The following is a 22,886-nucleotide window of genomic DNA, read 5'->3' as shown; positions in this document are numbered from 1 at the left end:
GTGCATGCGGCGGCCTGCCGGAATGAACACAGCCGACACCCAGACCGGTCAGGCCCGCCATGATCGAAGCCCGCTGAGGGCAATTGCGCTGAAGGTCGCCTCCGTGGCGGTCTTCGTCGGCATGTCCTCCTTCATCAAGGCCGCCGGCCAGTTGCCGGCCGGCCAGATCGTCTTCTTCCGCTCCTTCTTCGCCATTCTTCCGATCCTGGTCATGCTCGGCTGGCAGCGCGAGCTACGCTTCGCGCTCGCCACCCAGCGGCCGCTCAACCACATCGCGCGCGGCGCCGTGGGGGTGACGGCAATGGCTCTCAGCTTCTTCGCCCTGACGAGGCTGCCGCTTCCCGAGGCGATCACCCTGAACTATGCGCAGCCGCTGCTGGTGATCGTGTTCAGCGTGCTGTTCCTCGGCGAGACCATCCGTATCTACCGCTGGAGCGCGGTCATCGTCGGCCTCATCGGCGTGAGCATCGTATCCTGGCCCAAGCTGACGCTGCTCGGCGCGGCATCGGGACTGAGCAACCAGGAGGCGATCGGCGTCGCGGCCGCCCTGGCCGGCGCGGCCGTCTCCGCGGTGGCGCTGCTCCTGGTCCGCAACCTGGTGCGAACCGAGAGGTCAACGACGATCGTGCTGTGGTTTTCGCTGTCGGCGAGCGTCGCCGGCCTGCTGTCGCTGCCTTTCGGCTGGGCGCCGCTATCGGGGGAACAGGCGGCCTTCCTGGTGGCCGCCGGATTTTGCGGCGGCATAGCCCAGATCCTGATGACCGAAGCCTATCGCTACGCTGAGGCATCGACCGTCGCGCCGTTCGAATACACCTCGATGATCCTTGCCATCATTGTCGGTTACCTCGCTTTCGATGAGGTCCCTACGGTCCACATGGTGGTCGGCGGCGCGATCGTGATCACGGCAGGGCTGTTCATCATCTGGCGGGAACGGCGGCTCGGCATCGAACGGGCGGGGGCCCGCAAGCTGACTCCGCCGCAGTAGCGGCCCCTGGGCAGGGTCGACAGCCGGTCCGAAATTCGACGTGTTCTCGTGGTTTCGCCTTGAACAATGCACGGGCGGCCCATGCCATGGGGGTCTGCGTCCTGCGTTGCATTCACTCTTGCCGCTTGGATCGTTTGGTGGTCAAAGACATCGCCATGCAAAGGGACCGGACATACAGGACGCGAGCGACGGATTTCCTGTCGGCGTTCTTCCTGTGCGTGGCCGCGTTGCTGGCCGGCGCCTACACGCCGCTGACCGACGAAGTTCGGACGGCCGCTTCGACGCATGCGTCGGGCACGCGCGGCACCGACAGCACCGATCCGCAGTCGTCGCCGACGACTGCTCGCCGGCCCTTCATCACAGCCGAGTGGCGCGTTGCCGAGGCCTCGCTGGTGCAGGCCGAGGGCGACACGAAGACGGCCCTGCCGCCGGCGGTTGCCTTGCTTCCCGATGTCGATCCGGGCGTCACCCGCGAAGCTTTCGTCCTGCGGGCTCCAAACGCCTCATCGGTCCGCAATTACGGCGCGCGGGCGCCGCCGACCTCTCACGATCAGGCCTGATCGGCGTGGCCCCTTCGCGGAGCCGCGCTTCCGACTGAACGTTCGCTCACATGCTTTCGAGCATGCGGCGAAGACATATCGTGAGACCAGAATATGCGGACCCCCCGATGGTTGGTGGTAACTTACGCCATCATAGTGCTGGCGGGCATTCTCGTTGCCCTGCCCAACGCCCTGACACAGAACCAGCTTGATGCACTGCCGGATTGGCTTCCCAGGAAACAGGTGACTCTCGGCCTCGACCTCCGAGGCGGATCGCACCTCGTACTGGAGGTGGATTCGGCAGCCGTGAAGGCCGACCGGCTGCGCTCGCTGCTCGGCAATGCGCGCGACAGCTTGCGCAAGGAGCGCATCCCGGCGCAGATGGCGCGCGTGGCCGGCGACTCCGTCGTCGTGACCATCGCCGACGGCGCGCAGCGGTCCCAGGCGCTCAGCCTCCTGCAGGGCCTGTCGCAGCCCGTCGGCGGGGTCGGCTTCGGCGCCCCGGCGGCCGACATCGACGTCACCTCGACCGATAACCAGATAAGGCTGACCCCGACGGAGGCCGGGTTGCGTGCCCGTCTCGATTCCGCGCTCCAGCAGAGCCTGGAGATCGTGCGCCAGCGCGTCGACCAGGTGGGCGTGGCCGAGCCGACCATCCAGCGCGTCGGCGCGGACCGGCTGCTCGTGCAGCTTCCGGGCCTGCAGGACCCCACCCGTCTTCGCGAGCTTCTCGGAAGCACCGCCAAGATGACCTTCCACATGGTCGCCAATGTGCCGCAAGGCGACAGGCTGCCAGCAGGCGTCACGATGATGCCGGATGCGAAGACCGGAGCGACCTATCCGATCGAGGATCGCGTCGCGCTCGACGGCGAGCGGTTGACCGACGCGCGCGCCGGTTTCGACCAGCGCACCCAGGAGCCGATCGTCTCCTTCAAGTTCGACAATGCCGGCGCCCGGCAGTTCGCCGAAATCACGAGCGCCAATGTCGGCCGCCCCTTCGCCATCGTGCTGGATGGCAAGGTGCTTTCGGCGCCCGTCATCCGCGAGCCGATATCAGGCGGCACCGGCCAGATCAGCGGCAATTTCACGGTTCAGGACACGGTCGTGCTTTCGGCGCTGCTGCGTGCAGGCGCGCTGCCGGCACCGCTCACGGTGATCGAGGAGCGCACGGTCGGGCCGGATCTCGGCGGCGACGTCATCAGGATGGGCATCTATGCAGGTGCTGCCGGCTTCGCCTTGGTCGCGCTGTTCATCGTCGCGCTTTACGGCGCATGGGGCATGATCGCCAATTTCGCGCTGCTGCTCCATCTCGTCCTGACGATCAGCGCACTTACCCTTATCGGCGGCACGCTGACGCTCCCTGGTATAGCCGGTATCATCCTGGGCATCGGCTTCGGCGTCGACGCCAACATCCTCATCAACGAACGCATACGCGAGGAGACCAAAAGAGGGTTGAGCGCCTTTGCCGCGCTCGACAACGGCTTCAAGCGCGCATATTCAACCATCGTCGACGCCAATGTGACGTCGCTGATCGCGACCAGCCTGCTCTTCATGTTCGGCTCGGGACCGGTACGCGGTTTCGCCGTGACCATGATGATCGGCACGGTGCTGTCGATGTTCACCGCAATATCCATCGTCAGGGTGCTGATGACGGAGGTGGTGCGCAGGCGCCGGCTGAAGACCATCCGGATCGAGCCTCTGATCAGGTTCTTCCCGGAGAAGACATCGATCTCCTTCATGAATGCGCGCTTCTTCGGCATCGTGCTCTCGGCGCTGCTGTCGCTCGCCTCGATCGGGCTCTTCGTCAAGCCCGGCCTCAACTACGGCATCGATTTCAAGGGCGGCATCCAGCTCGAGATCACGACCTCGCAGCCGGCCGACCTTGCCTCGCTCCGGGGCACGCTCGCCACGCTCGATCTCGGTGAGATCGCGCTGCAGAACATCGGCGATGCAGACCACGTGCTCATCCGGGTACAGCGGCAGGATGGCGGCGAGCAGGCCCAGACGGCGGCCGTGACGGCCGTCAAGAAGTTCGATCCCGGCGTCAAATTCGACCAGACCGAGGTCGTCGGACCGAAGGTCAGCGGCGAGCTGGCGCAGTCCGGCGTCATGGCGGTGGTGTTCGCGGCGATCGGCATGCTGGCCTATATATGGTGGCGTTTCGAATGGAATTTCGCCATCGGCGCCGTCGCGACGCTGGTGCTCGACACCACCAAGACGGTCGGTTTCTTCGCCCTGCTGGGGCTGGACTTCAACCTCACCGCGATCGCGGCGCTGCTGACCATCATCGGCTATTCGGTCAACGACAAGGTGGTCGTCTACGACCGAATGCGCGAGAACCTGCGGCTTTTCAGGAGGATGCCGCTGCGCGAGGTGATCGACATGAGCATCAACCAGGTGTTCGCGCGCTGCGTCTACACTTCGGCGGCGATCCTGCTCTCGATGCTGCCGATGGCGATCTGGGGCGGCAGCGCGGTCGAAAACTTCGCACTGCCCATGGTGTTCGGCGTGATCGTGGCGACGACCTCGTCCATCTTCATCGCCGCTCCGATCCTGCTGCTCCTGGGCGATTGGTGGAAGCGGCGCCATGCCGAGGACGAGAGACGGCCGAGCGGCCAGGCGGTCGGCGCCTGATCCACGACAGGAGAGGTCGCGATGCCGCGGCCTCTCCGCGACGGAAATTCCTTCCTACCTCCGTGCATTCGCCGATCAGTGGAGGCCCATGGAGAGGCCTCGGTCGGCGGCGATGCGGGACATGAAGGTGACCGGCCATTCTGCCGATGCGCGATGAAGCCGCATGGGCCTTAAGTGGCGATTGACAAAGTCCTGGAAGTCCTGTCCGGCCTCACGCAAAAATAAAACGTTTTGCAATTCTGTGATCAGGGGGTACCCTTCCAACAACAAAAATAGTCAAGGGTGGGTGTGAAGTGATTCGGATACGGATCGCAGGAGCCCGATTCGGCCTATTTGGTGGGAAACGCCGCAGCGCGACGCGACCACCACCTTCCAGTCCTGTTTCCTCGATGCGCAGCTTCTGGGGTCTCATGAGAGCCTATTGGTTCTCGGACAGTTGGAAGGAAGCCTGGTTCCTGACCGTCGTCATCGCCTTGCTGACGGCGGCTGCGAGTAAAGCAAGCGTGTGGATGGCCGAGGCCTCGGGCGAACTCGTCGATGCGATCGCCTTCTTCCACGATCAGGAGCGCAATACCGATCCCTTGCAGAACCTGCTGACGAGCGCCGGTACGTTGTTCCTGCTGGTGCTTATGAAGGATGCCGGCCTCATCGCAATCCGCCACCTGGCCTCCTCCACGCTGCACCGCAAATGGCGTGCCTGGCTGGACGGGCGCTTCAACGAGGCGCTTCTCGACGGCAACCATACCCATTTCCACGTCCAGCACGGCGGGGCGGACAGCGCGGGAAAGCCGCAGCCCGCACCTGACAATGTCGATCAGCGCGTGCAGGAATCGATCAAGGGCATGACCGGCGGCGCCATCGGCCTCGCCATGGGCGTGTTCGGTGTGGCCATGTCGCTCCTGTTCGTTGGGCAGAAGCTGATCGAGACCTCCACCGTGGTGGGTGGGCTTGAGTTCCTCGGCATCTATGGCAGCGCCACCCTGGCCTTTGCGGCGGTCGCCCTCTACGTGCCGGTCAACACGCTGATCGCCCTCAAGCTCGGCGGCATATTGGAGCGGCTGAACATCGCCATCCAGCGCGCCGAGGGCAGCTACCGCGGCGAGCTCACCACGCTTTTGCGGCGCAGTTTCCACGTCGCGGCCGCGCGCGGCGAGCAGGTGCAGAAAGCCATGCACCGCCGGCTCTACAGGGATATCGACGGCACCTGGTCCAAGCTCAACTGGGTGAATGCCGGCTACCAGTCGTTCGAACTGGTCTACAATTTCGTCGCCGCGAGGATCGTCGCCTACGGGCCGGGACTTCTCCCCTATGCCAACGGCAGCGTCAGCCTGAAGAGCTATGTGACCGGCGCCGAACTGGTCAATTCGCTGATCGTGCAATGTTCCTGGTTCATCCACGTGATGCCGGCGATCGCCAGCCTGAAGGCCAACGCCAAGCGCGTCACCGATCTGGCCCAGGCCATCGAGGATGTGCGCAAGCCCGACGATTTCTACCGTCTCACCGGTCAGTCCGAGTTCCAGTACAGCACCCAGCACGCGGTCTTCGGCCTCACCGTCCGGCAGCTCGAACTGATGCATCAGGGGGACGACATGGTTCCGTTCCTCACGGTCGCCAATCTGCGCTTCCGGCGGGGTGAGTGGACCTTCCTGAAGGGACCTTCCGGATGCGGCAAGACATCGCTGCTCAAGGCGATCAACGGCCTGTGGCCCTACGGTCGGGGTGACATCGCGTTGCCGGAAGGCGTGCGCTCGATGTATGCCGCTCAGGAGGTGAAGCTGCCGCCGCTTTCGCTCAAGGCTCTTGTCTGCCTGCCCGACGACGCTGACGGCCATACCGGGACGCGGGCGGCTGCCGCCCTTCACAAGGCCGGCCTCGGCGAATTCATCGAATATCTCGATGAGGAAGCGCGGGAGGGCCGGCCATGGGATCAGGTCTTGTCCGGCGGCCAGAAGCAGAAACTCGTGCTTGCCCGCATCCTGCTCCACAAGCCCGATCTTCTGTTCCTCGACGAAGCGACCGGCGCGCTCGACCCTGCGGGCAAGGTCGCGTTCCATCAGGCGCTCAAGGTCAACTGCGCTGGCATCACCGTGATCAGCGTGATGCATGAGGCCGAGCCGCCGAGGTCGAGCACCGGGGCGCACTTCTACGACAGCGTCGTCACCTTCGAGGCCGGGACAGCCGCGAAGGGCCCTGTCGAGGAGACGAAGCCGAAGCGCGCGGCTCCGATCGTGCAGCCTGCACGGACGCGCACATTGCCGGCATGACGGGCCGAAGCGCCCTTTGGCGCGCCGAACGTTATCGCGTGCGTTCCAGCACCTGAAAGGGCGCACTTGGCATAGGCTGCTGGCGGGATCTTGCGCAAGCGTTGCTGGGGGCAACAGCTGTGGGCGAGGGGCTATTGGACCACAACTCGTGGCAACGTGACCGACGAGATGTGGGTGGAGTACATCCAGAACCAGACGCCACCCGAACCCGACGACAATTTCAACGTGACGCGCCTGCCCGCCGAAGGGCGGGCCGATCCGGTTTCAGGCCGCACTGAAGCTACCGACCTTCAGGCGGTGGAGAATTCACTGAATCCGACGGTGAAGGATTTCACTCGCTTGCACTATCCCAACGCCGGTTTGATCTATGAGAGTCGCTCGCGCTGAAGTCTAGGTGCCGAAATGGTCTAATGCCACGTGGCTACCGACAACATAGGCGCATGCACAGAGTAAGTACTCTGGATTTCGGATCGCGGAGTTTCATTTGTCATGATGTCCTTATATGGTGGCTCGCAAATCCAAGGACAGCACATGCAGCCGGTTCCCCAAGTGCGCGTGAGTGCCTACCTACCCTTCATTCAATACATGGAGCGACAGGGCGCTGCTTTCCAACAGGAATTTGGGGACACGCTGCTTCCGGCCGTCGCCGCTAAAAATGTCGAGGCGCTGGTTCCGATCCACCTTGCCCATGCTTTCCTGGCCAGATGCGCACGCTCCGCCGATGCTGCGGATTTGGGATATGTGGTCGGTCGGGCGGCGACCGTCGAAGGGCTCGGCGCGTTCGGTCGGAGTCTGCTGCGCTCGCTTACCCTGCACGATGCCCTGGGAAAGGTTCGTTCGACCTTCGCGCTCTATAGTTCGGCCGAGCGGCTGTGGTGGAGGCGCTCGCTCGGGAATGTCGAGTTCCTGCATACTCATCTCTATGAGACGGGGCCTGGCAGCCTTTATGCGCAGCAGTGCGCGCTGTTCCTGATGCGAGACCTTGTCCGGCTCGTCGCTGGACCGCAATGGCAGCCGCCGGCCGTACTGATCACGCCAAGACATGACGTCGCGGTGACCCGGCATGCCTTCGGGACGGCCGATGTGCGCGTCGGAGAAGTCTGCGGGATTATGTTTCCGGTGGAATTGCTGAGTCTGCCGTTCGTCCGGCCCCTCGGCGGCGCAGCCACCCCCGAGCGTGACTTGACAGCGTTCGAGGCGTCCGCCCCGGCCAACGATTTCGTCGGGTCGGTGAAGCAGATCATCGCGGCGCTGATGGCGGAGGGCCACACCCATCTGAACTCCATCGCCGAGGCGCTGCGTTTGCATTCCCGAACGCTGCAGCGAAAACTATCCGAGAGCGAGATCGAATTTTCACAGCTTCTCGCCGAGGTCCGCTTCGAGGCGGCGGCGAGACTGCTGGACGATCCCAGGCGGCGGGTGATCGACGTCGCCTTCGAGCTCGGCTACGCCGACTCGGCCAATTTTACGCGCGCGTTCCGGCAGTGGACGGGGGTGTCGCCTTCCGACTTCCGTCGGTTGAGGGAGAAGGCTCGCTGTCGCGAAATGACATGACGCTGCGGCATGGCACAGTGTAGGCCGGGGGGGAACTGGCCACCGGCTTGCCCCGTCGCGGGTGACGTTAACGAGGAGACGATCAGATGAAGCGACTATCCATTTGCGCAGGCGCGCTGCTTTTCGCCGGACAGGTAAGCGTCGTACTGGCGCAGGCCCCTATCCCCGAATCGATCTCGACGCCAGACACGGTGGAGACGCGTATCGGCACTTTGAAGTTCAAGGACGGGGCTCCCAGCGCGGAGACCGCGAACAAACTCTACGACAATCTCGACTTCACCTACGCCTATCGCGCCTTCATGGACAATCTGCGCGGCGTGAGTATACATGCCCTGAAGAAAGGCATGCAGGACATCGGCATGAAGGAGAACGATGTGCTCGTTTTCTCCGAGCTGATGGACGCGAAATCGCTGTTCCTGACGGCCAATGCCGACACGGTCTATGTCATGGGGTACCTTGACCTCAGCAAGGGTCCCGTGGTCGTCGAGACACCGCCAAAGTTCCTCGGCGCGGTGCAGGACGCATGGTTCCGCTGGGTGATTGACATCGGACTCCCCGGGCCGGACCGTGGCGAAGGCGGCAAATACCTGATCGTGGGCCCGGATTATGACGGGCCGTTGCCAGAGGGGGGATTCTACGTCGCCAAGGCGCGCACCAACACGGTCCTGTGGTTCGGCCGCTCTTTCCTCGAGAACGGCAGCGATCCCAAGCCGGTGGTGGAGACGATCAAGCAATCGACAAAAGTCTATCCATACGAAGAAGGCGGCGTCGGCACGCCGATCGCCGAATTCCTTGCCGGCAAGGCGAAACTTGGCCGCGTCGAACCGGCGCCCGCCACCGTGTTCCACGAAGGCAGCGGCAAGGTGATGAACACTGTGCCGCCGAACGACTGGACCTTCTATGAGATGCTGAACGAGGTCGTGCAGAGCGAGCCCGCCACCGCGCTCGACCCCGAACTGATGGGCCCGGTCGCGGCGATCGGCATCGTCAAGGGCAAGCCCTTCGCCCCCGACGAGCGGATGAAGAAGATCATGACCGAGGCGCTGGCGCTCGCCAACGCGACGTCGCGCACGCTGTTCATGCATCCGCGCGACGAGAGCTGGTTCTATTATCCTGACTCGTCGTGGATCAACTATCTGTTCCAGACCGGCTACGAATTCGAAACGCCGATCCCCGAGATCACCGCCGAGGGTGTCAAGCCCTTCCCGCCGACCGGCTATCGGACCATGAACGCGCGCAGCAACTTCTTCTACGGCGTCACCGGCATCACGCCCGCCATGGCGATGCGGCTGACCGGCATCGGCTCGACCTACCTCTGGACCATGCTGGATGCTGACAAGCACGCATTCGATGGCGCCAAGACATACAAGGTAACCCTGCCGAAGGGCATTCCGGAGGAGAATTTCTGGTCCGTCACGGTCTACGACAACATGTCCCGTTCGATGCTCGACACGCCGCAGCGTTATCCGCGCGCCGGCAGCCAGAGCTATCCGTCTCCGGCGGCCGAGGCGGACGCCGACGGCTCGACCACGATCTGGTTCGCGCCGGAGCAGCCGGAAGGCGTGGGCCGCGGCAACTGGATCCAGACCGACCCCGAGAAGGGCTGGTTCACGATCCTGCGCCTCTACAGCCCGCTCAAGCCGTTCTTCGACAAGAGCTGGCGGCCGAGCGAAGTCGAGCTGGTCAACTGAACCGCGAGGCGGCGGGCAACCGCCGCTCCCATTTCATCCTGAATCAGGAGAAGAACAGACCCATGCTATACAAGATGTTTGCGGCCGCTGCGGTCGCGCTCCTCACCGCCGGCACGCCCGGCGGTGCCATGGCCGAGATGCCCCAAGCGATCACCACGCCCGACAGCGTGGAGACCCGGATCGGTACGCTCACCTTCAGGGATGGCGTGCCGGACCCGGATACCGCGAAGGCGATCTATGACAATCTCGACTTCACGTATGCCTTCCGCGCTTTCACCGATACCTTGCAGGGCGTGAGTGTCGAGGCGATCCGACAGGGCATGGAGTCAGCCGGCATCAAGGACAACGAGTTCATCCTATTCTCGAAGCTGATGGATGCGAATTCCATCTTCCTGACCGCGAATGCCGACACCATCTACTACTTTTCGTTCGTGAACCTGTCGGACGGACCGATGGTGCTCGAGACACCCCCCGGCGCTCTCGGCACAATTGACGACATGTGGTTTCGCTGGGTGACCGATTTCGGTCGCCCGGGCCCCGACCGTGGCGTAGGCGGCAAGTACCTCCTCGTCGGACCGGACTACGACGGGTTTCTGCCCGATGGCGGATATTACGTTGCCCGTTCGCGGACCAACCGGGTTCTGGTGCTCGGCCGCTCCTTCCTGCAGAACGACGATCCCGCGCCGGTGGTAGAAGAGATCAAGGCCACGACGAAGCTCTATCCATATGCGCAGGGCGGAGTCGGCATGTCGATCGGCCGGTTCCTTGAGGGCGGTGTCAAGCTCAGCCGCGACGCCGAGCCCAAGTCGCCGGTGTTCCACGAGGGGACTGGGCTCGTGATGAACACCGTGCCCCCGAACGACTACAGCTACTTCGAGATGCTGAACGACCTGGTGCAGGCTGAGCCGGCGGCCGTGATCGATCCCGAACTGATGGGGCCGATCGCAGCAATCGGAATCGTCAAGGGCGAGCCGTTCGCGCCGGACGAGCGGATGAAGAAGATACTGACCGAGGCGGTAACGCTTGCCAATGCAACGAGCCGCACGCTCGGCTTCGAGCCGGAATATTCGGGTGTCTACTATTACGAGGACTCTCAGTGGTGGAACCCCCTGTTCGCGGGCGGCTATCTATTCGAGACTCCGCCGCCCGAGATCACGGCGGAGGGCGCCAAGCCGCTTCCGGCAAGTGGTTACCGACGGATGCAGGCGCGGACGGCGTTCTTCTACATCGCCACCGGCATCACCCCGGCAATGGTCATGCGCCTGACCAATGTCGGCTCGCAATATCTAGGTTCCATGAAGGACGCGAACGGCGACTATTTCGATGGCGCCAGGACCTACAAGGTGACGCTGCCGAAAGGCATTCCTGCCGCCGCGTTCTGGTCGTTCACGCTCTACGACAACCAGAGCCGGTCAATGCTGGCAACGCCGCAGAAATATCCGCGAGCCGGCAGCCAGTCGTTCCCTTCACCCGCGGCGGAAGCGAATGCCGAGGGCTCGACGACCGTGTGGTTCGCGCCGGAGCAGCCGGAAGGCGTGGCCCGCGGCAACTGGATCCAGACCGACCCCGAGAAGGGCTGGTTCACCCTTTTGCGCCTCTACAGCCCGCTCGAGCCGTTCTTCGACAAGTCCTGGCGGCCGAGCGAGATCGAACTGGTGAAATAGGAGCACGGGGCCGATTTCGCGATCGGCCCCTGCAACCCGGCCACGTAAAGGGTTCCGCACCACGAGCGGGAGGTACCAAGGACGATGCGGCAGACGCGAGCCACGCTCAACTGCGGCAGGCCAGCGTCAAGTCCAGGAGGATCAGGAAATTGCCGGGAAGGGTCGTCTCCGACCTTCGTCGGGCGGGGCCGGCGTCCGAACGGGGTCGGTTTGCAAACCCGGTACTCGTCAAGAGGTCAGCAGTCGTCGTTGCAAAGACAGAAGCTGCCAGCCCCTTTCGCGCGCCCCAAACATTCATTCGACGATCGGCAGGGCAACGACCACTCAATGGCACGAAGCGGTCGTGCAACGCGTCACCCCTGAATGACCGCTTCCCACTCGATGCGTCAGCCTCTCAGCGCTAGGCTGAAGGCAGTCCCATCTTCTGCAAGGCGAAACGGGTCGCCTCGTCGGCCGGGAAGAAGGATTCGATCGCCAGTTCCGACAGCGTGACGTCCACGGGCGTGCCGAATACGGTGATTGTGCTGATCAGCGAAAGAACGACGTCTCCCATCCTGATCCTGAGCGGATGAACGATCGCGGTGCCTTCGTCGTGGACGACGGGGCCGCGCGTGAGCGCGCCGGGATAGGTCCGCAATTCGGCTTCCAGCTCGCCCAGCACGGGATCGCCGAAGGTTTCGTTCTGGCGGCGCAGCCGCTCCAGGAGATGAGCCCGCCACTCGCCGAGATTGACGATACGCGGCGCGAGCCCTCCTGGATGCAGGCTGAGCCGCAGCACGTTGACAGGCGGCGCCAGCAGCGAGGCCTCCGCGATATCGGCCATGAACGGAGCAATCGCGCCATTGGCCCTGACGAGGTTCCAGTGCCGGTCGACGGCGAGCGCCGGATTGGGCTCGTGTCCCTTCAAGACCTGTTCGATCGCGTCCATCGCAGGCCTGAGCGAGGGGTGCTCGAGTTGCCTTTCGCCGAAGCTGGGCGCGAAGCCTGCGGCCAAGAGCAGCCGGTTGCGCTGGCGCAACGGTATGTCGAGCCGCTCGGCCAGATGCAGCACCATCTCGCGTGACGGGGCCGCCCTGCCGCTCTCGACGAAGCTCAGATGCCGCTGGGATATTTCGGCCTCCGCGGCCAGGTCGAGCTGGCTCATGCGCCGCCTTGTGCGCCATTGGCGGATCATGCCGCCGACCGTGTCATCCGTCTGTTCCATGCCACGAAGCTAACCGATCGGCGGTGGTCATTCTATTACCTCAAGCGTAAAGCAAAAAATTCGGAGAATGGCGGTTTTCTGCGGGTTTCAGCGAGGGGGCGCAAAAGCGCGGTAAAGCCGGCGTAAAGAAAATGGCCCGGCAAGGAGACAACCGGGCCACTTCTCCAGCGACACAAGGGCGGAACGAACCCCAGTCAGCCGATTGGCGACGGCAAGCCGAATGCCTGTGCCAGCACCTGCCACGGCTTGGAGCCGGAGCGGACTGCGCTGAGCATGTCCTTTTCGACGGCGTTGAAGATCGACCGCTGGCCCTTCGCAAGCTCGGCTGCGATGGCCTCGTTCAAGCCGGCCACAAACCCCTTCATGCTGCTGTCGGCCGCGCGTAGCATATCAGCCACGGTCTCGGCCTTGATCGTTCGCCGCACGATGACGCGAAGATCACGGCGCAGTTGGGCGCGTTCGGTCGCCGCGAGGGCCGGGCCGTCGATCCGGCCATTGAGACGGAAATCGTTGAACTCGTCTTTGACGATGGCCATGGCTTCGGGCTCTTGTCCATCGCGGCCGATGTCGAGCAACTCAAACTCGCCGATGTCCAGCACCGGTTGTCGGGTTAGCTGGTCGATCAGCGCATGCGCCCGTGGCGCGACGATTTGCGGGTGCTGTTTGTCGAGACCGGCTTTCGTCCTAGCCATAAGCTGCGAATAGGCGGCCGGATCGTAGTGGAAGCCGGTCTCGGAAAGCTGGGCCATTACGCTGGTAACTGCCTTCACGAGGTCGTCGCTGGTCGCATCGCCTATCGTCTTCGCCACGCGGCTCAATAGCCGGAGCGTATCGGCCTTATCGGCTTGGGGCGTAGGGGCTGGCGCAAGCCGAGCCATCGGCAAGAGCCCCTTCCACTGAAGCTGTCCGGCGTCGTTGGCGCGGCCACGGCCACGGGCACGGGCGACAGCCTCAAGTCGCGGTTTGGTCACTGTTGCCATAGCCGCTTCTCCTCCGGGGTCAGGAAGTTCCAGAAATACCCGCGCTGCGGATCGTCCGGCATGAAGTCGGGCGGGATTGCCGCCGCGCCGTAGGGGCCGAGCGGCACGGCATCCATGCCGCGAAGCATCTTGTCCACCGTGCCCGCGCTGGGTTCGTTCTCGGCCTGCGCCCGCTGCGTTGTGGTGTTGCTCTCCAAGATGCGGTGCATGTCCGGGGAGATAATCGACACGGCATCAATCTCACGGAGCTTCCGTCGCGCTTCGGCAATGGTGATCAGCCGGTCGGCGTAGTCGTCAACGACACGGGCGCGTTCAAGGTCCAGTGCCGCTTTCGCCTGCAGCGATTGCAGGATCAACTGGTTTGCACCGGGGGTATTCAAGAGCCGGGGCATACTGCTGCGCAGCACGTCCATGTCCTTGTCCGACTGTGCGCCGCTTCCGGGCTGGCGAAGTGTTGGTACAATCCGGTTGATCGTGGCTTCGAATGCGCCGGCTGCGTCGTTGCCGATCTCAGCCAGCGAGAAACGCTCCATGAACGGCAGGTCGAGTTTCAGGCCGGTCAGATTGCCTTGCGGGGCCAGCTTCATAAGCTCGGAGAGCAATTCGAAATCCTGGGCCAAGCCAGCGGCTTTGTAGCCCTGTTCGCGGAGCTTGCCGAATTGTTCGCCGGTCTGTGTGTCGAGCGTCTGGCGGATGAACTTTTCAGGGTCTTCGTGCTGCGACATATCGACAAGCGGCTTACTGGTCTCGGCCAGCCAATTGGCGAAATTGCCCTGATACCCTTCCTTCTTCGCAAGGTTGTATTCGTCAATGTCGTCGGTTGTCGGATTGCGCAGCCGGTCGACTTCAAGCTGGGTCTTCTCAAGCTCAAGCTGGGCTTTCCGGTCTTCCGGCGCGGCCAGTGCGGCGATGTTCGCGAGGTCCGGGAAGTCGCCACCCGAGAGGAAGAACTGCTGCCCTTCCGGGGTGCCAAGGAAATCGAGGATGGCCTTCTGCGGGCTCATGCCGCCACGCAGAATGCGGTCTTGGATGGCCCGTGCCGCTCCTGCCGTGGCGCTTGAGAATTGTTCGCGCTGATGTTCCTCGCGGGTCGGTGAGCCAAGCAACTGGCCAAGGCCGCGCATCATGCCACGATTGGGGTCGAGCAGGCGGTTGTAGCGACTAGACGCACCACCAGAAACCGGCCCTACAGGCGCGTTGGGTCTTTGCCCGGTACTTCCACCGGTGACGGCCCTCAAACCCTGCCACGGGTCACGCTGGACGGCACTGCTAAAGGGATTTGCTGCGGTGAAGGGGTCAGACTGCTCAACTTCCCACGGGAACCGCGTTGCCATTAGTCATACTCCCCTTCAAACAGGCACTCGGCAACCGCGTGAATGAAGTCGTCTTGGCCGATGTCGGCCATGAGGTCCTTGAGTTCCTCTTGAAGCTCGTCAATGTCGTCCGCGTAGGCGACGAGGCGTTTGAGCTTCTTGGTCTGTGACAGGCTGCGCATCGGTCATTCCTCCTCCGGCGGCACCATGGCATCGAAAAACCGCTGGGCTTCAGCCATCGCCATCGGCCGAACCGAAAGCTTCTTGCCTTCGCGATCGTAGATTTCTACGCGGTTTAAACCGGCGTCCCTCAGAGTGTAGCCGCCCCGTTCCCGTAGAACTTCGTGGCTTGATTTCTGGTACTCAAGGTTGATCTCCTTCTGCACCTTGGCCAGACGTTCGGAGCGTTCTTTCTCCTGCAAATCCGCGTCAACATCGAAACCGGCCATGCGAGCAATATCGACCGAAACGGGGTGGCCGTTCTGGTCGAAGTAATGACCGCGAGCGATCTTGCTCGAATAGACCAGAAACGAAGTGGCACTCGCCTCAAAGGAGCCGTCCTTCGTGGATCGCAGACCGTACCGTTTCGAAGTCCAAGCGTGATTGAGATTGAGCTTGCCGTTGTTCGTGAGCATCGGCTCGGCAGCCGGGTTGTAAGTCATCTGTCCGTAGTCCATTTACTTCACTCCTGTTGCGATGTGTTCCCTGTACCAGTCTGGTGTAAGCAAGGCGTCGATCTCAGCCGCTTCGGCATCCGAGACGACCTTGCCGCCGCGTACCCGCAGCTTGGCCGTGAAGCCCTTGCCGGGGGAATGCTCACCTGAAGGCTGCGACGGGTTAGCCATTGATCTGTACTCCCTGTGGTTCGATGCCTGTGATCTTCGCCGCAAGCACATCCTGCGTGGTCAGCGGCAGGGCGTCCGGGGCCTCCGGCTTGGGCTTGGATTGTTCGGCGACCTTGCGGCGACTGGCCTCGAAGTTCAGCCAAAGCTCATAGTCATCGATCCGGGGGCCAGTGCCATCGTTTTCGAAGGCGCTGATCGTGGATTTGCCAACGGCCTTATCAGGCACCAGTAAGCCAGCCTGTTCCTGGGTGATGCCAAGAGCGAGGCGTTTGGCCTTCAGGTCACGGGCGCGACTGGGGTTGGTGGGGGTCTTCGGACAAATCTCGTCTTTGCCGGAGAGGATCGCGGCCATATCGATACCGCGTTTCATCAGCACCGTAACAAGGCGTTCTTGCACCTGTCGGCCGTAGGCTTCGATTTCCTGCCTGTGCTTTTGGCGTTCGGCCTGAAGCGTGGCGTCGATTTTCTTCGCTGCGTCCTCTAGCCCAAGGAACGGGGTCAGATAGCGTCGCAGGTCCAGCGGATTGATCGGCCCGCCGTGTTCCGCACTGACAATCGTTGCGCCTGCTGCGGTGATCTTGGCGACGATATCCAGAACTTCCGAGGGCAGGTCCGAAAGGGCAGCGATGCTCGCCACAAAAACCGTATCGGCGGGCCGGAGGTCTCTAAGCATCTTCCGGAGAGCCGTGTCGTCCAGCGGCATGATTTCGTGCGCGACATACAAGTTGTCGATGAAGGCTCGCTCGGCCATGGTCTTGATGGCCTTGAACTCGCTGTCGGCATGATAATAGGCGTATCCTTGCATCAGTTATCTCCTCTGTAGAGGCCAGTGGTTTTCTGCCATTCGCGAAGATCGTTGCTCAGCGAGCCGGATTTCTCGGCGGGCTTCGAGGCCGTAGCGCTGGGGTTGCCGAAGTCGCCAAGACCGGCCGTCCGGAGGTCGTCACCTTCGCTCGGGGCAGTGGCCAAGCCCGCCCGAACCGCGTTGGTGGTTTCGTGGATAGTTTCGAACAAGCTATCGCGGACGGTCTCGTCGTCGGCCAAGTCCGAAAGCTCGTCCATCGACATACCCGACTGACTGACAAGGGCTTGGCACGCTTGCTGCACATGGGTCGGGTCATCCGTAGGATGTTCCACGCGATAACTGTTCCATAGGTGCTTGCTGGATTTCGCATAGCGCTTCTGTGAGCGCCAATCGGCCTCGACATCTTCACGGGTCAGCAAGTCCGGCATCGCAGGGACTTCGGCCCCGCCCACACCGCGCTGGACTAGCTGCCCGCTGGCGTTGCGGTAGGTCGTCACCGGGTTGTAACGAGTGTCTATCGACCGCCTCGCGGCCTGCCGGACTTCGCGAAGGATTTCCGGGTCGTCTACCCGCTGTCCGGTAATAACGCCCTCCTGAATTTGGCGCACAAGCATGTCAATCTGTGCGGTGGTATCAGCACGATGCTTTTCGTACCTCTGCCGTTTCTTACGCTCTTTCTGCCAGTCCATCGTAGTTTACGTCCTTTCCGGGTCAGGATTGGAATTATATACCGACAGTGGTAGAATGACAACATGTCAAGTGAAATCGATTGAACGGAGTTGTGTCATGCATCAGGAATTCTCAATCAAGGAACTATGCGAGGTCGCCGGTATTCTACCGGACTTCTGCCGATAAGCCCCGGTGGCATGTCGCCAACGGCCATCCGACCGGGCTGCCGGCGCAGTATGACGGGTGGTAACCATTGGTAACTAAGTCACCTTTGGTGCTATCCGAACGGCTAGGGATTGGGTTTTTCGGTCGCGGTCGCTATAATATCGGCAAGAAAAACGGCCCGCGAAGCACGAGCCGTTTGCAGAAGACTGTAGTGGAGACGATAGGGAGGCCAAAAACGCAACAAACATGAAAGGACTACCCTTAAATGCACACTAACGTAAATGACCTTGAAAATCAAGGTGACACTGATCTGGCAAGCGATGCGACTAGTCGCAAATTGGCTGATAGACCTGTTATACCCGGTCTCACTTGGATGACGGACATTGACGAGGAAGATATAGACTGGCTATGGCGTCCATACCTTCCCAAAAATGAACTATGCGGCTTGATCGGCCGGGGTGGCATGGGCAAGAGCTTCCTGACCATTCAACTCGCTGCAAGGTTCAGCCGGGGTGATACGCTCCCCGGAGAGGGAGACGAGCGCAATCCCGGGGAGAGGGAAAGGGCTCCGATGCGAGTGCTCATGCTTTCTGCGGAAGATGACTACTCCAAGGTCATCAAGCCTCGGCTGCGAGCCGCAGGGGCCGACATGCGGATGATTGCCGTTCCAAACACGCTGTTCACACTCGATACGGACGGGATTGCGCTGGTAGAAACATATCTGCAACAGGGCGGTTTTGGGGTCATGACCATTGATCCGGTTGTTTACTACGCCGGCGGAAGAATGGACATGAATAAGGCGAACGCGGTCCGGGCCTTGATGACGCAGTTGGCGTCTCTAGGCCACAAATACAAAGTGACCATCATCCTGGTCGGCCACGTCCGCAAGAGCCAAGCCGACGACAATCAAGACGCATGGTCGGGTAGCGCCGATTGGGTCAACGCATCGCGGTCGGTTATGCTTCTCGCGCAAACCAACGAAGGCACCCGGATTATGAAGCACGTTAAGACGAACTATGGCGAACTCGGTCCTGCCCGGACCTATACCATTGACGAGGGGCGTTTCGTTTTCGGCGAGACGATTGACGAAGACGATGTGAAGCTCAAACGGGGCCGGCCGAGTGCCGAGCGGCAGAAAGCCGAAGCGTTCCTTCGGAACGTGTTGGCCAACGGCCCCATGGCCGAGACCGAGCTTTCGGCGCTGGCCAAAGATGAAGGTATTGCTCCGGCTACGCTTACTCGGGCAAAAAAGGGTGTGGTCGAAAGGAGCTACTCGTCGTCTCGCCGTTGTTTCATCTCTTGCCTGATTGATCCGCCGCCAACGACGACGTTGCAGTGAGGCGGCGGGGATGCGGAACAAAAAACAATCTGATTTTTGATTAGGGGGGGTCATCAAAAATCAAAAATTGGATCAAAAAACTCTCCCCGGCCGCTACGGGGGGCGTGACAGCTTCGCCGCGCTTCGCCGGGGGTGGTCGCGGCTAAGGCCCGGTGTTCACTAGATTGGGCCAAGTTTCGGCTGTGACTGGCAATCCGCCCGCGTGTATTTGCGGACCGCGTGTATGTTTCGCCCTGCCCAATAGCCCGCCCGCACGCCGGAACTGCCAGCGTTGGGGGGGGCCTGCCTGCGATGGTTGCAATGGCCTCAGCCGGGGGACGGAGATAGTGCCGCATGTCCGCATGTCCGCAGCGGGGCGCTCCGGGGCGGGGCCCCGGCCGCTTCTGGGGGCATTATCACTTTATCAGGCCGTTCTATCAACGGTTGATAAGGGGGGCAGGCTCCTTCGGGGCTCCGGGGCTGGCTGCGCTTGGGCACTGGCAGGGGGTAAATCGGCTGGCTATTACGTACCGGGTATTTGTTTGTGATTGATATTGCTTCGGTTTTTGCCGGGTCTTTACCGCGAACCTTGACCGTGAGGCGGAATGCTGCACTGCAACAGCCGAGGCAAAGCCGAGGTATGGCCGGAGGTCGGAAGGCATGCGCTACATCGCGCCAGCGCGCTCGGCACCGGGCCGTTGCAACCGGAGGCCGCAGCCGGGCCGTGCCGTGGGGTACCGGGTTCCCCCCTTTAGGGTCCCATCCGGGCGGGTACCGGCGGCCGGGTCCCCACAACCGCTAGGTGGAAAAAAATAACAAAACCCCGGAAACCGAACGCGGAGGCGCGTCCGCTGGCCACAAAACAACCCCTAAGTGTCTATGTTCTAAAAGCAATCAGAACCACTACCGCCCGCGCCTAGCGGGTTAAGTGTTTGAGTTGCAAAGCGCAAATCGCCCGACGACACCACCCGATCCATCTCTTCCTAACACGCCTCGATCTATGGCAAGATCGGGTATCGAGTTTGAAGGCGACTTAGGCCGGGCAGGATGGGGCCTCTATGATGCATCGTCTTTTGCTTATCCCCGCTTGTGCCGCCTCTTTCGCAAGCATGGCACAGGCCCAAGAGAAGCCACCCGCCGAGGTAGGCCGTTACGTGCTCCACAATGGAGACCTTAATCTTACATTCATGCTCGATACCGCCACGGGCATGACATGGGTTTTCAACCCGAACGATGGAGGCAGTTGGAAGGAGCTTCCCATTGCGGAAGGAACCGCCGCATGGGCTAACAAGGGATGGGTTTACCGGGCCGCCTTCGCCACCTGTGAAGCTATTCAAAAGAGGGGCGCACCATTCACGGCTGACGAAGTCAGCTATTGCGGCGAGAGCGGCTTTGACCTAGCCGCCGAATGAAAGAATGTATGTGCCGTAGACGGGCAAACGAAAAGGGGCCTGCGATGGCCCCCTTTCTTTATGCGCGGCGCTGTACGGGCCGCTATGCCGCGATGCGGGCCAATTGCGCGGACCATGCTTCGAGTACCTGGCGGGCTTCGTCCAGATAGGTATTCTTGAGATATGCGGCCGACACCTTGCCCTTGGCGTGGTCCTGTATCGCCTCGATGACATGCGGCGGCACGGAGAAGGGGCCGATCTTGATACGGGATAGGCCGGTTGCCGCCGTCCGGCGGAGGTCGCGCCACTGCCATGCGCCCGTAAAGTTGTCGTCTTCGTTGGCTTCCGGCTCGCTAGCGTAGTCGCGGCCAAGCGAGGTTTCCATGCGCTTGCGGAAAGCCCGCGTAACGGCTTTGCCATCGTCCGGGATAGGCGTCCGCCCGCCGTCCGTGGAGAAGACATACTCCCCTTCACGCGGCAGCGATTGCAGGAGCGTGACGGCCATGGGGGAGAGCGGGATTGCGTGACGGCCGATCCTCTTCGTCTGGCGCTTGCGGCGTTCCTCCGGCGGCAGATACCAGACAGGCGACGAGTTGCCGAGGTCGAAATCCACCCAACGGGCACGGCGAGCTGCACCGGGACGAACCACGGTCAACAGCATCAGTTGCGCGGACTTGCCATAGAGGCGGTCAAGCGGATCGTTGGTCGTCTCTGTGATCTGCCACAACAGCTTGATTTCCGCGTTGCTAAACAGCCGGTCACGGTGGTCCTCTTCATGGAACGGTTGCAATTCGGCGAAGGGGTTCGTGTTGGCCCGCTTGGCATAGACGGCCCACCGTCCGAAACGCTTCAAGGCTTCCACGGTCTTGTTAGCGACGGACGGGGCCATGTCGCGCAAGATCGCATCGGCGTCGCGGTCGTCCAGCTTCACGTCGCCGTCGCGGGTGGCGTAGACCTTGCCTTTCCACTTCGACAGAACGCCGTTGCCGCTTTCCTTCCAGCCGCCTGCGCCATCGGGCAGGAGGCCGAGACGGGCCGCGTAATATTCGATTGTGCCTTGGCTGGCGACGTGGCCGTTGACAGGGCGATAGTTGTAGTTACTGGCGTACTCGCGGAACAGTTCATCCACCGTGTAGCCGTCCCAAGTACCCGACAACAGGGCGTCAACGTCCTTCTTCAGCTTCGTGATGACGGGCTTGGGGTCGCGCTTTTCACGCACCAGACGCCGACACTGTGTTGCCAGTTCCTTGGCCCGGGCGAAGGTCGTGCCCGGTTCGAAAACCATCTTGGCGTTCTTGTGCGTCTCGGGGTTCCAGTAGGCATAGACGAACGACTGTGAGCCTTGGACACCCCACTTCGTGGCGCTCTTGGGCCGGGATATCAGATACAGGCCGGGGTAGCCCTTAACCCGTTCTGTCAGTTCCCGTTTGCCAGCGTCGTGGGCGCGGGTGAGACCACCCATTACCCACATCGATACACCTTCGGCTTGGCGCTCCGTCGCGTTCATTGGCCTTCTCCTTGCGGTAAAGTCCGGTAAAGGACATATGGGCATTCGTGGGCCGCAAAGCCTTGGAATGCGCGGATTTGACGCTAGCCCTTATTACCTCAAGCGTAATCGCCCGGCTTCGGACGGGATGCGATGTTCTCCGCCATCGGATCAGCCGATGCGATGCCGCCGGCAACCGAAGAGAGCAACGCCAAGGAGAAATTCCCATGTCGATTTCTGTTTCCCCGTTCCTGCGCAACGCGTTGATCGCCGACACGCTGGCCACCGGCGCAACCGCCATCATCATGATCGCCGGCGCCGGCGTGCTCGGTCCGCTGCTGGGACTGCCGCAAGGGCTTCTCTTCTGGGCGGGTGTGGCGCTCGTGCCTTTCGTCGCCCTTCTCCTGGTCACGGCGCGGCGCCAGACGGTTTCCCGCCTCGTCCTGATCGACATCATCGCCATCAACGTCCTTTGGGTGGTCGCCAGCTTCGGGCTGCTGATCTCCGGCTCTGTGGCCCCCAACGTTCTCGGTATCGCCTTCGTTACCGCCCAGGCGCTGACCGTAGCCTTGTTTGCCGAACTGCAATTCGTCGGCCTGCGCCGTTCGGCGGCGGCTTGACCCGGTTTCCCGCAGAAGGAGGACGGCAATGCATGCGATCGCACGCGGACGGATCGAGGATGTCCTGGCGAAGTCGCCCTTCGCGGCACCGCTGGGGATCGAGGTGGTCGAGGCGGAAACGGACAGGGTGGTCATGAAGCTCCCGTTCCGCCCGCAACTCGCGACGGTGGGATCGATCGTCCATGGCGGCGCGATCGCGACCCTGGTGGACGTGACGGGAGCGGCGGCGTCCGCTTCCGGCCTCGCCGACGGCGATGCCGTCGGCGGGGCGACAGCCAACCTGACGATCGCCTATCTGGCCGCGGCGGATGGACGCGACCTCACCGCGGAGGCGATCGTCATCCAGCGCGGGCGGAGCCAGACGGTGTCGGACGTGACGGTGCGCGACGATGCGGGCCACCTGGTGGCGAAGGGCATGGTGACCAGCCGGATCTTTCGGCGGCCTGTGACCGGCGGAGCTTCGGCGAGGTAGCTGTCGCGTCGGCCCGAGATCACACGTGATAGACACGTACTTTGCGCATCCAGATGACGCGCGGCGCTCAAGTGGTGAAAGTCCGACGTCTGGTACCCTCGGGGGAGGGAACGCCGCTATCGACCCTATTTGGAAGTTCACTCGCCCTCGGTTGAATTCACGCCGATGACCCGTTCTGGACCTTCGCGTCGATCGCCCGGAAGGTCGGCAGAGTGCACGATGAGGTGGCATTTCTCGCCAAATGCCTCCCCTGATGATCCCGCCCAGGAAGGTCTGGCGGTTCGCGG

Annotated in this window: 21 protein-coding genes and 1 pseudogene; 13 read left to right on the top strand and 9 right to left on the bottom strand. The window is 62.3% G+C overall.

Going from position 1 to position 22,886, the window contains the following annotated elements; translation table 11 throughout:
* Positions 1-22 precede the first annotated feature (22 nt).
* The 9 genes and pseudogenes from JN280_RS29525 (at position 23) to JN280_RS29490 (ending at position 11,331) form a co-directional block, all read left to right on the top strand.
* Positions 23-985 carry a DMT family transporter gene (locus JN280_RS29525; RefSeq protein WP_202307586.1) on the top strand — a complete coding sequence of 321 codons (963 nt, stop codon included), beginning with the start codon at positions 23-25 and terminating at the stop codon, positions 983-985.
* A gap of 137 nt (positions 986-1,122) precedes the next feature.
* The gene (locus JN280_RS29520; protein WP_202307584.1) at positions 1,123-1,545 is read left to right on the top strand and encodes a hypothetical protein; all 423 of its coding nucleotides are present in this window, start codon (positions 1,123-1,125) and stop codon (positions 1,543-1,545) included.
* A gap of 93 nt (positions 1,546-1,638) precedes the next feature.
* A complete protein-coding gene (gene secD, locus JN280_RS29515) occupies positions 1,639-4,158 on the top strand; it encodes a protein translocase subunit SecD (protein WP_202307583.1) in 2,520 nt (839 codons plus the stop codon).
* 389 nt (positions 4,159-4,547) lie between these two features.
* Complete coding sequence (locus tag JN280_RS29510) at positions 4,548-6,422, top strand: ABC transporter ATP-binding protein/permease (protein ID WP_202307582.1); 1,875 nt, start codon at positions 4,548-4,550, stop codon at positions 6,420-6,422.
* A 90-nt stretch (positions 6,423-6,512) separates the two neighbouring features.
* Positions 6,513-6,569, top strand: a pseudogene (locus JN280_RS40380) (IS200/IS605 family transposase); the annotation flags it as partial.
* A gap of 9 nt (positions 6,570-6,578) precedes the next feature.
* The gene (locus JN280_RS39625; RefSeq protein ID WP_244743723.1) at positions 6,579-6,809 is read left to right on the top strand and encodes a hypothetical protein; all 231 of its coding nucleotides are present in this window, start codon (positions 6,579-6,581) and stop codon (positions 6,807-6,809) included.
* A 144-nt stretch (positions 6,810-6,953) separates the two neighbouring features.
* Positions 6,954-7,976 carry a helix-turn-helix transcriptional regulator gene (locus tag JN280_RS29500; protein WP_202307581.1) on the top strand — a complete coding sequence of 341 codons (1,023 nt, stop codon included), beginning with the start codon at positions 6,954-6,956 and terminating at the stop codon, positions 7,974-7,976.
* Between the two features lie 86 nt (positions 7,977-8,062).
* Positions 8,063-9,667, top strand: a complete 1,605-nt coding sequence (locus JN280_RS29495) for a DUF1254 domain-containing protein (protein WP_202307580.1) — start codon at positions 8,063-8,065, stop codon at positions 9,665-9,667.
* Positions 9,668-9,729: 62 nt separating this feature from the next.
* Positions 9,730-11,331 carry a DUF1254 domain-containing protein gene (locus JN280_RS29490; RefSeq protein ID WP_202307579.1) on the top strand — a complete coding sequence of 534 codons (1,602 nt, stop codon included), beginning with the start codon at positions 9,730-9,732 and terminating at the stop codon, positions 11,329-11,331.
* 400 nt (positions 11,332-11,731) lie between these two features.
* On the opposite strand, the gene JN280_RS29485 is transcribed toward JN280_RS29490, so the two are convergent.
* The 8 genes from JN280_RS29485 to JN280_RS29450 all read right to left on the bottom strand — a co-directional run bounded on the left by JN280_RS29485 (position 11,732) and on the right by JN280_RS29450 (position 17,167).
* Positions 11,732-12,535, bottom strand: a complete 804-nt coding sequence (locus JN280_RS29485; RefSeq protein ID WP_202307578.1) for a helix-turn-helix domain-containing protein — start codon at positions 12,533-12,535, stop codon at positions 11,732-11,734.
* A 194-nt stretch (positions 12,536-12,729) separates the two neighbouring features.
* Entirely contained in the window at positions 12,730-13,515 is a 786-nt protein-coding gene (locus JN280_RS29480) for a hypothetical protein (protein WP_202307577.1), read from the bottom strand.
* On the bottom strand, positions 13,503-14,849 hold the full coding sequence (locus JN280_RS29475) for a hypothetical protein (RefSeq protein ID WP_202307575.1): 1,347 nt from the start codon (positions 14,847-14,849) through the stop codon (positions 13,503-13,505). Before JN280_RS29475 ends, JN280_RS29480 begins: the two co-directional genes overlap by 13 nt.
* A complete protein-coding gene (locus JN280_RS29470; RefSeq protein ID WP_202307573.1) occupies positions 14,849-15,010 on the bottom strand; it encodes a hypothetical protein in 162 nt (53 codons plus the stop codon). The genes JN280_RS29475 and JN280_RS29470 overlap by 1 nt, the downstream gene beginning before the upstream one ends.
* A gap of 3 nt (positions 15,011-15,013) precedes the next feature.
* Positions 15,014-15,505 (bottom strand): hypothetical protein, encoded by a 492-nt coding sequence (locus JN280_RS29465; RefSeq protein WP_202307571.1) that lies wholly within the window; start codon positions 15,503-15,505, stop codon positions 15,014-15,016.
* The gene (locus JN280_RS29460; RefSeq protein WP_202307569.1) at positions 15,506-15,673 is read right to left on the bottom strand and encodes a hypothetical protein; all 168 of its coding nucleotides are present in this window, start codon (positions 15,671-15,673) and stop codon (positions 15,506-15,508) included.
* The gene (locus JN280_RS29455) at positions 15,666-16,478 is read right to left on the bottom strand and encodes a recombinase family protein (RefSeq protein WP_202307567.1); all 813 of its coding nucleotides are present in this window, start codon (positions 16,476-16,478) and stop codon (positions 15,666-15,668) included. The genes JN280_RS29460 and JN280_RS29455 overlap by 8 nt, the downstream gene beginning before the upstream one ends.
* On the bottom strand, positions 16,478-17,167 hold the full coding sequence (locus JN280_RS29450; protein ID WP_202307565.1) for a hypothetical protein: 690 nt from the start codon (positions 17,165-17,167) through the stop codon (positions 16,478-16,480). Before JN280_RS29450 ends, JN280_RS29455 begins: the two co-directional genes overlap by 1 nt.
* Before the next feature lie 518 nt (positions 17,168-17,685).
* Between JN280_RS29450 and JN280_RS29445 the strand changes: the two genes are divergently transcribed.
* Together JN280_RS29445 and JN280_RS29440 are read left to right on the top strand one after the other, a co-directional pair.
* Positions 17,686-18,651 carry an AAA family ATPase gene (locus tag JN280_RS29445; RefSeq protein WP_202307563.1) on the top strand — a complete coding sequence of 322 codons (966 nt, stop codon included), beginning with the start codon at positions 17,686-17,688 and terminating at the stop codon, positions 18,649-18,651.
* Positions 18,652-19,688: 1,037 nt separating this feature from the next.
* A complete protein-coding gene (locus JN280_RS29440; protein WP_202307561.1) occupies positions 19,689-20,042 on the top strand; it encodes a hypothetical protein in 354 nt (117 codons plus the stop codon).
* An 82-nt stretch (positions 20,043-20,124) separates the two neighbouring features.
* On the opposite strand, the gene JN280_RS29435 is transcribed toward JN280_RS29440, so the two are convergent.
* Positions 20,125-21,528 (bottom strand): site-specific integrase, encoded by a 1,404-nt coding sequence (locus JN280_RS29435; protein ID WP_202307559.1) that lies wholly within the window; start codon positions 21,526-21,528, stop codon positions 20,125-20,127.
* A gap of 206 nt (positions 21,529-21,734) precedes the next feature.
* Between JN280_RS29435 and JN280_RS29430 the strand changes: the two genes are divergently transcribed.
* Both JN280_RS29430 and JN280_RS29425 read left to right on the top strand, forming a co-directional pair.
* Positions 21,735-22,127 carry a hypothetical protein gene (locus JN280_RS29430; protein ID WP_202307557.1) on the top strand — a complete coding sequence of 131 codons (393 nt, stop codon included), beginning with the start codon at positions 21,735-21,737 and terminating at the stop codon, positions 22,125-22,127.
* A gap of 28 nt (positions 22,128-22,155) precedes the next feature.
* Positions 22,156-22,599 carry a PaaI family thioesterase gene (locus JN280_RS29425; protein ID WP_202307555.1) on the top strand — a complete coding sequence of 148 codons (444 nt, stop codon included), beginning with the start codon at positions 22,156-22,158 and terminating at the stop codon, positions 22,597-22,599.
* Positions 22,600-22,886 lie beyond the last annotated feature (287 nt).

The organism is Mesorhizobium sp. L-8-10 (genome assembly GCF_016756635.1).
Classification (GTDB): Bacteria; Pseudomonadota; Alphaproteobacteria; order Rhizobiales; family Rhizobiaceae.
The sequence above is the reverse complement of the archived record's forward strand: the minus strand, read 5'-3'. Positions and strand labels throughout refer to the sequence as shown.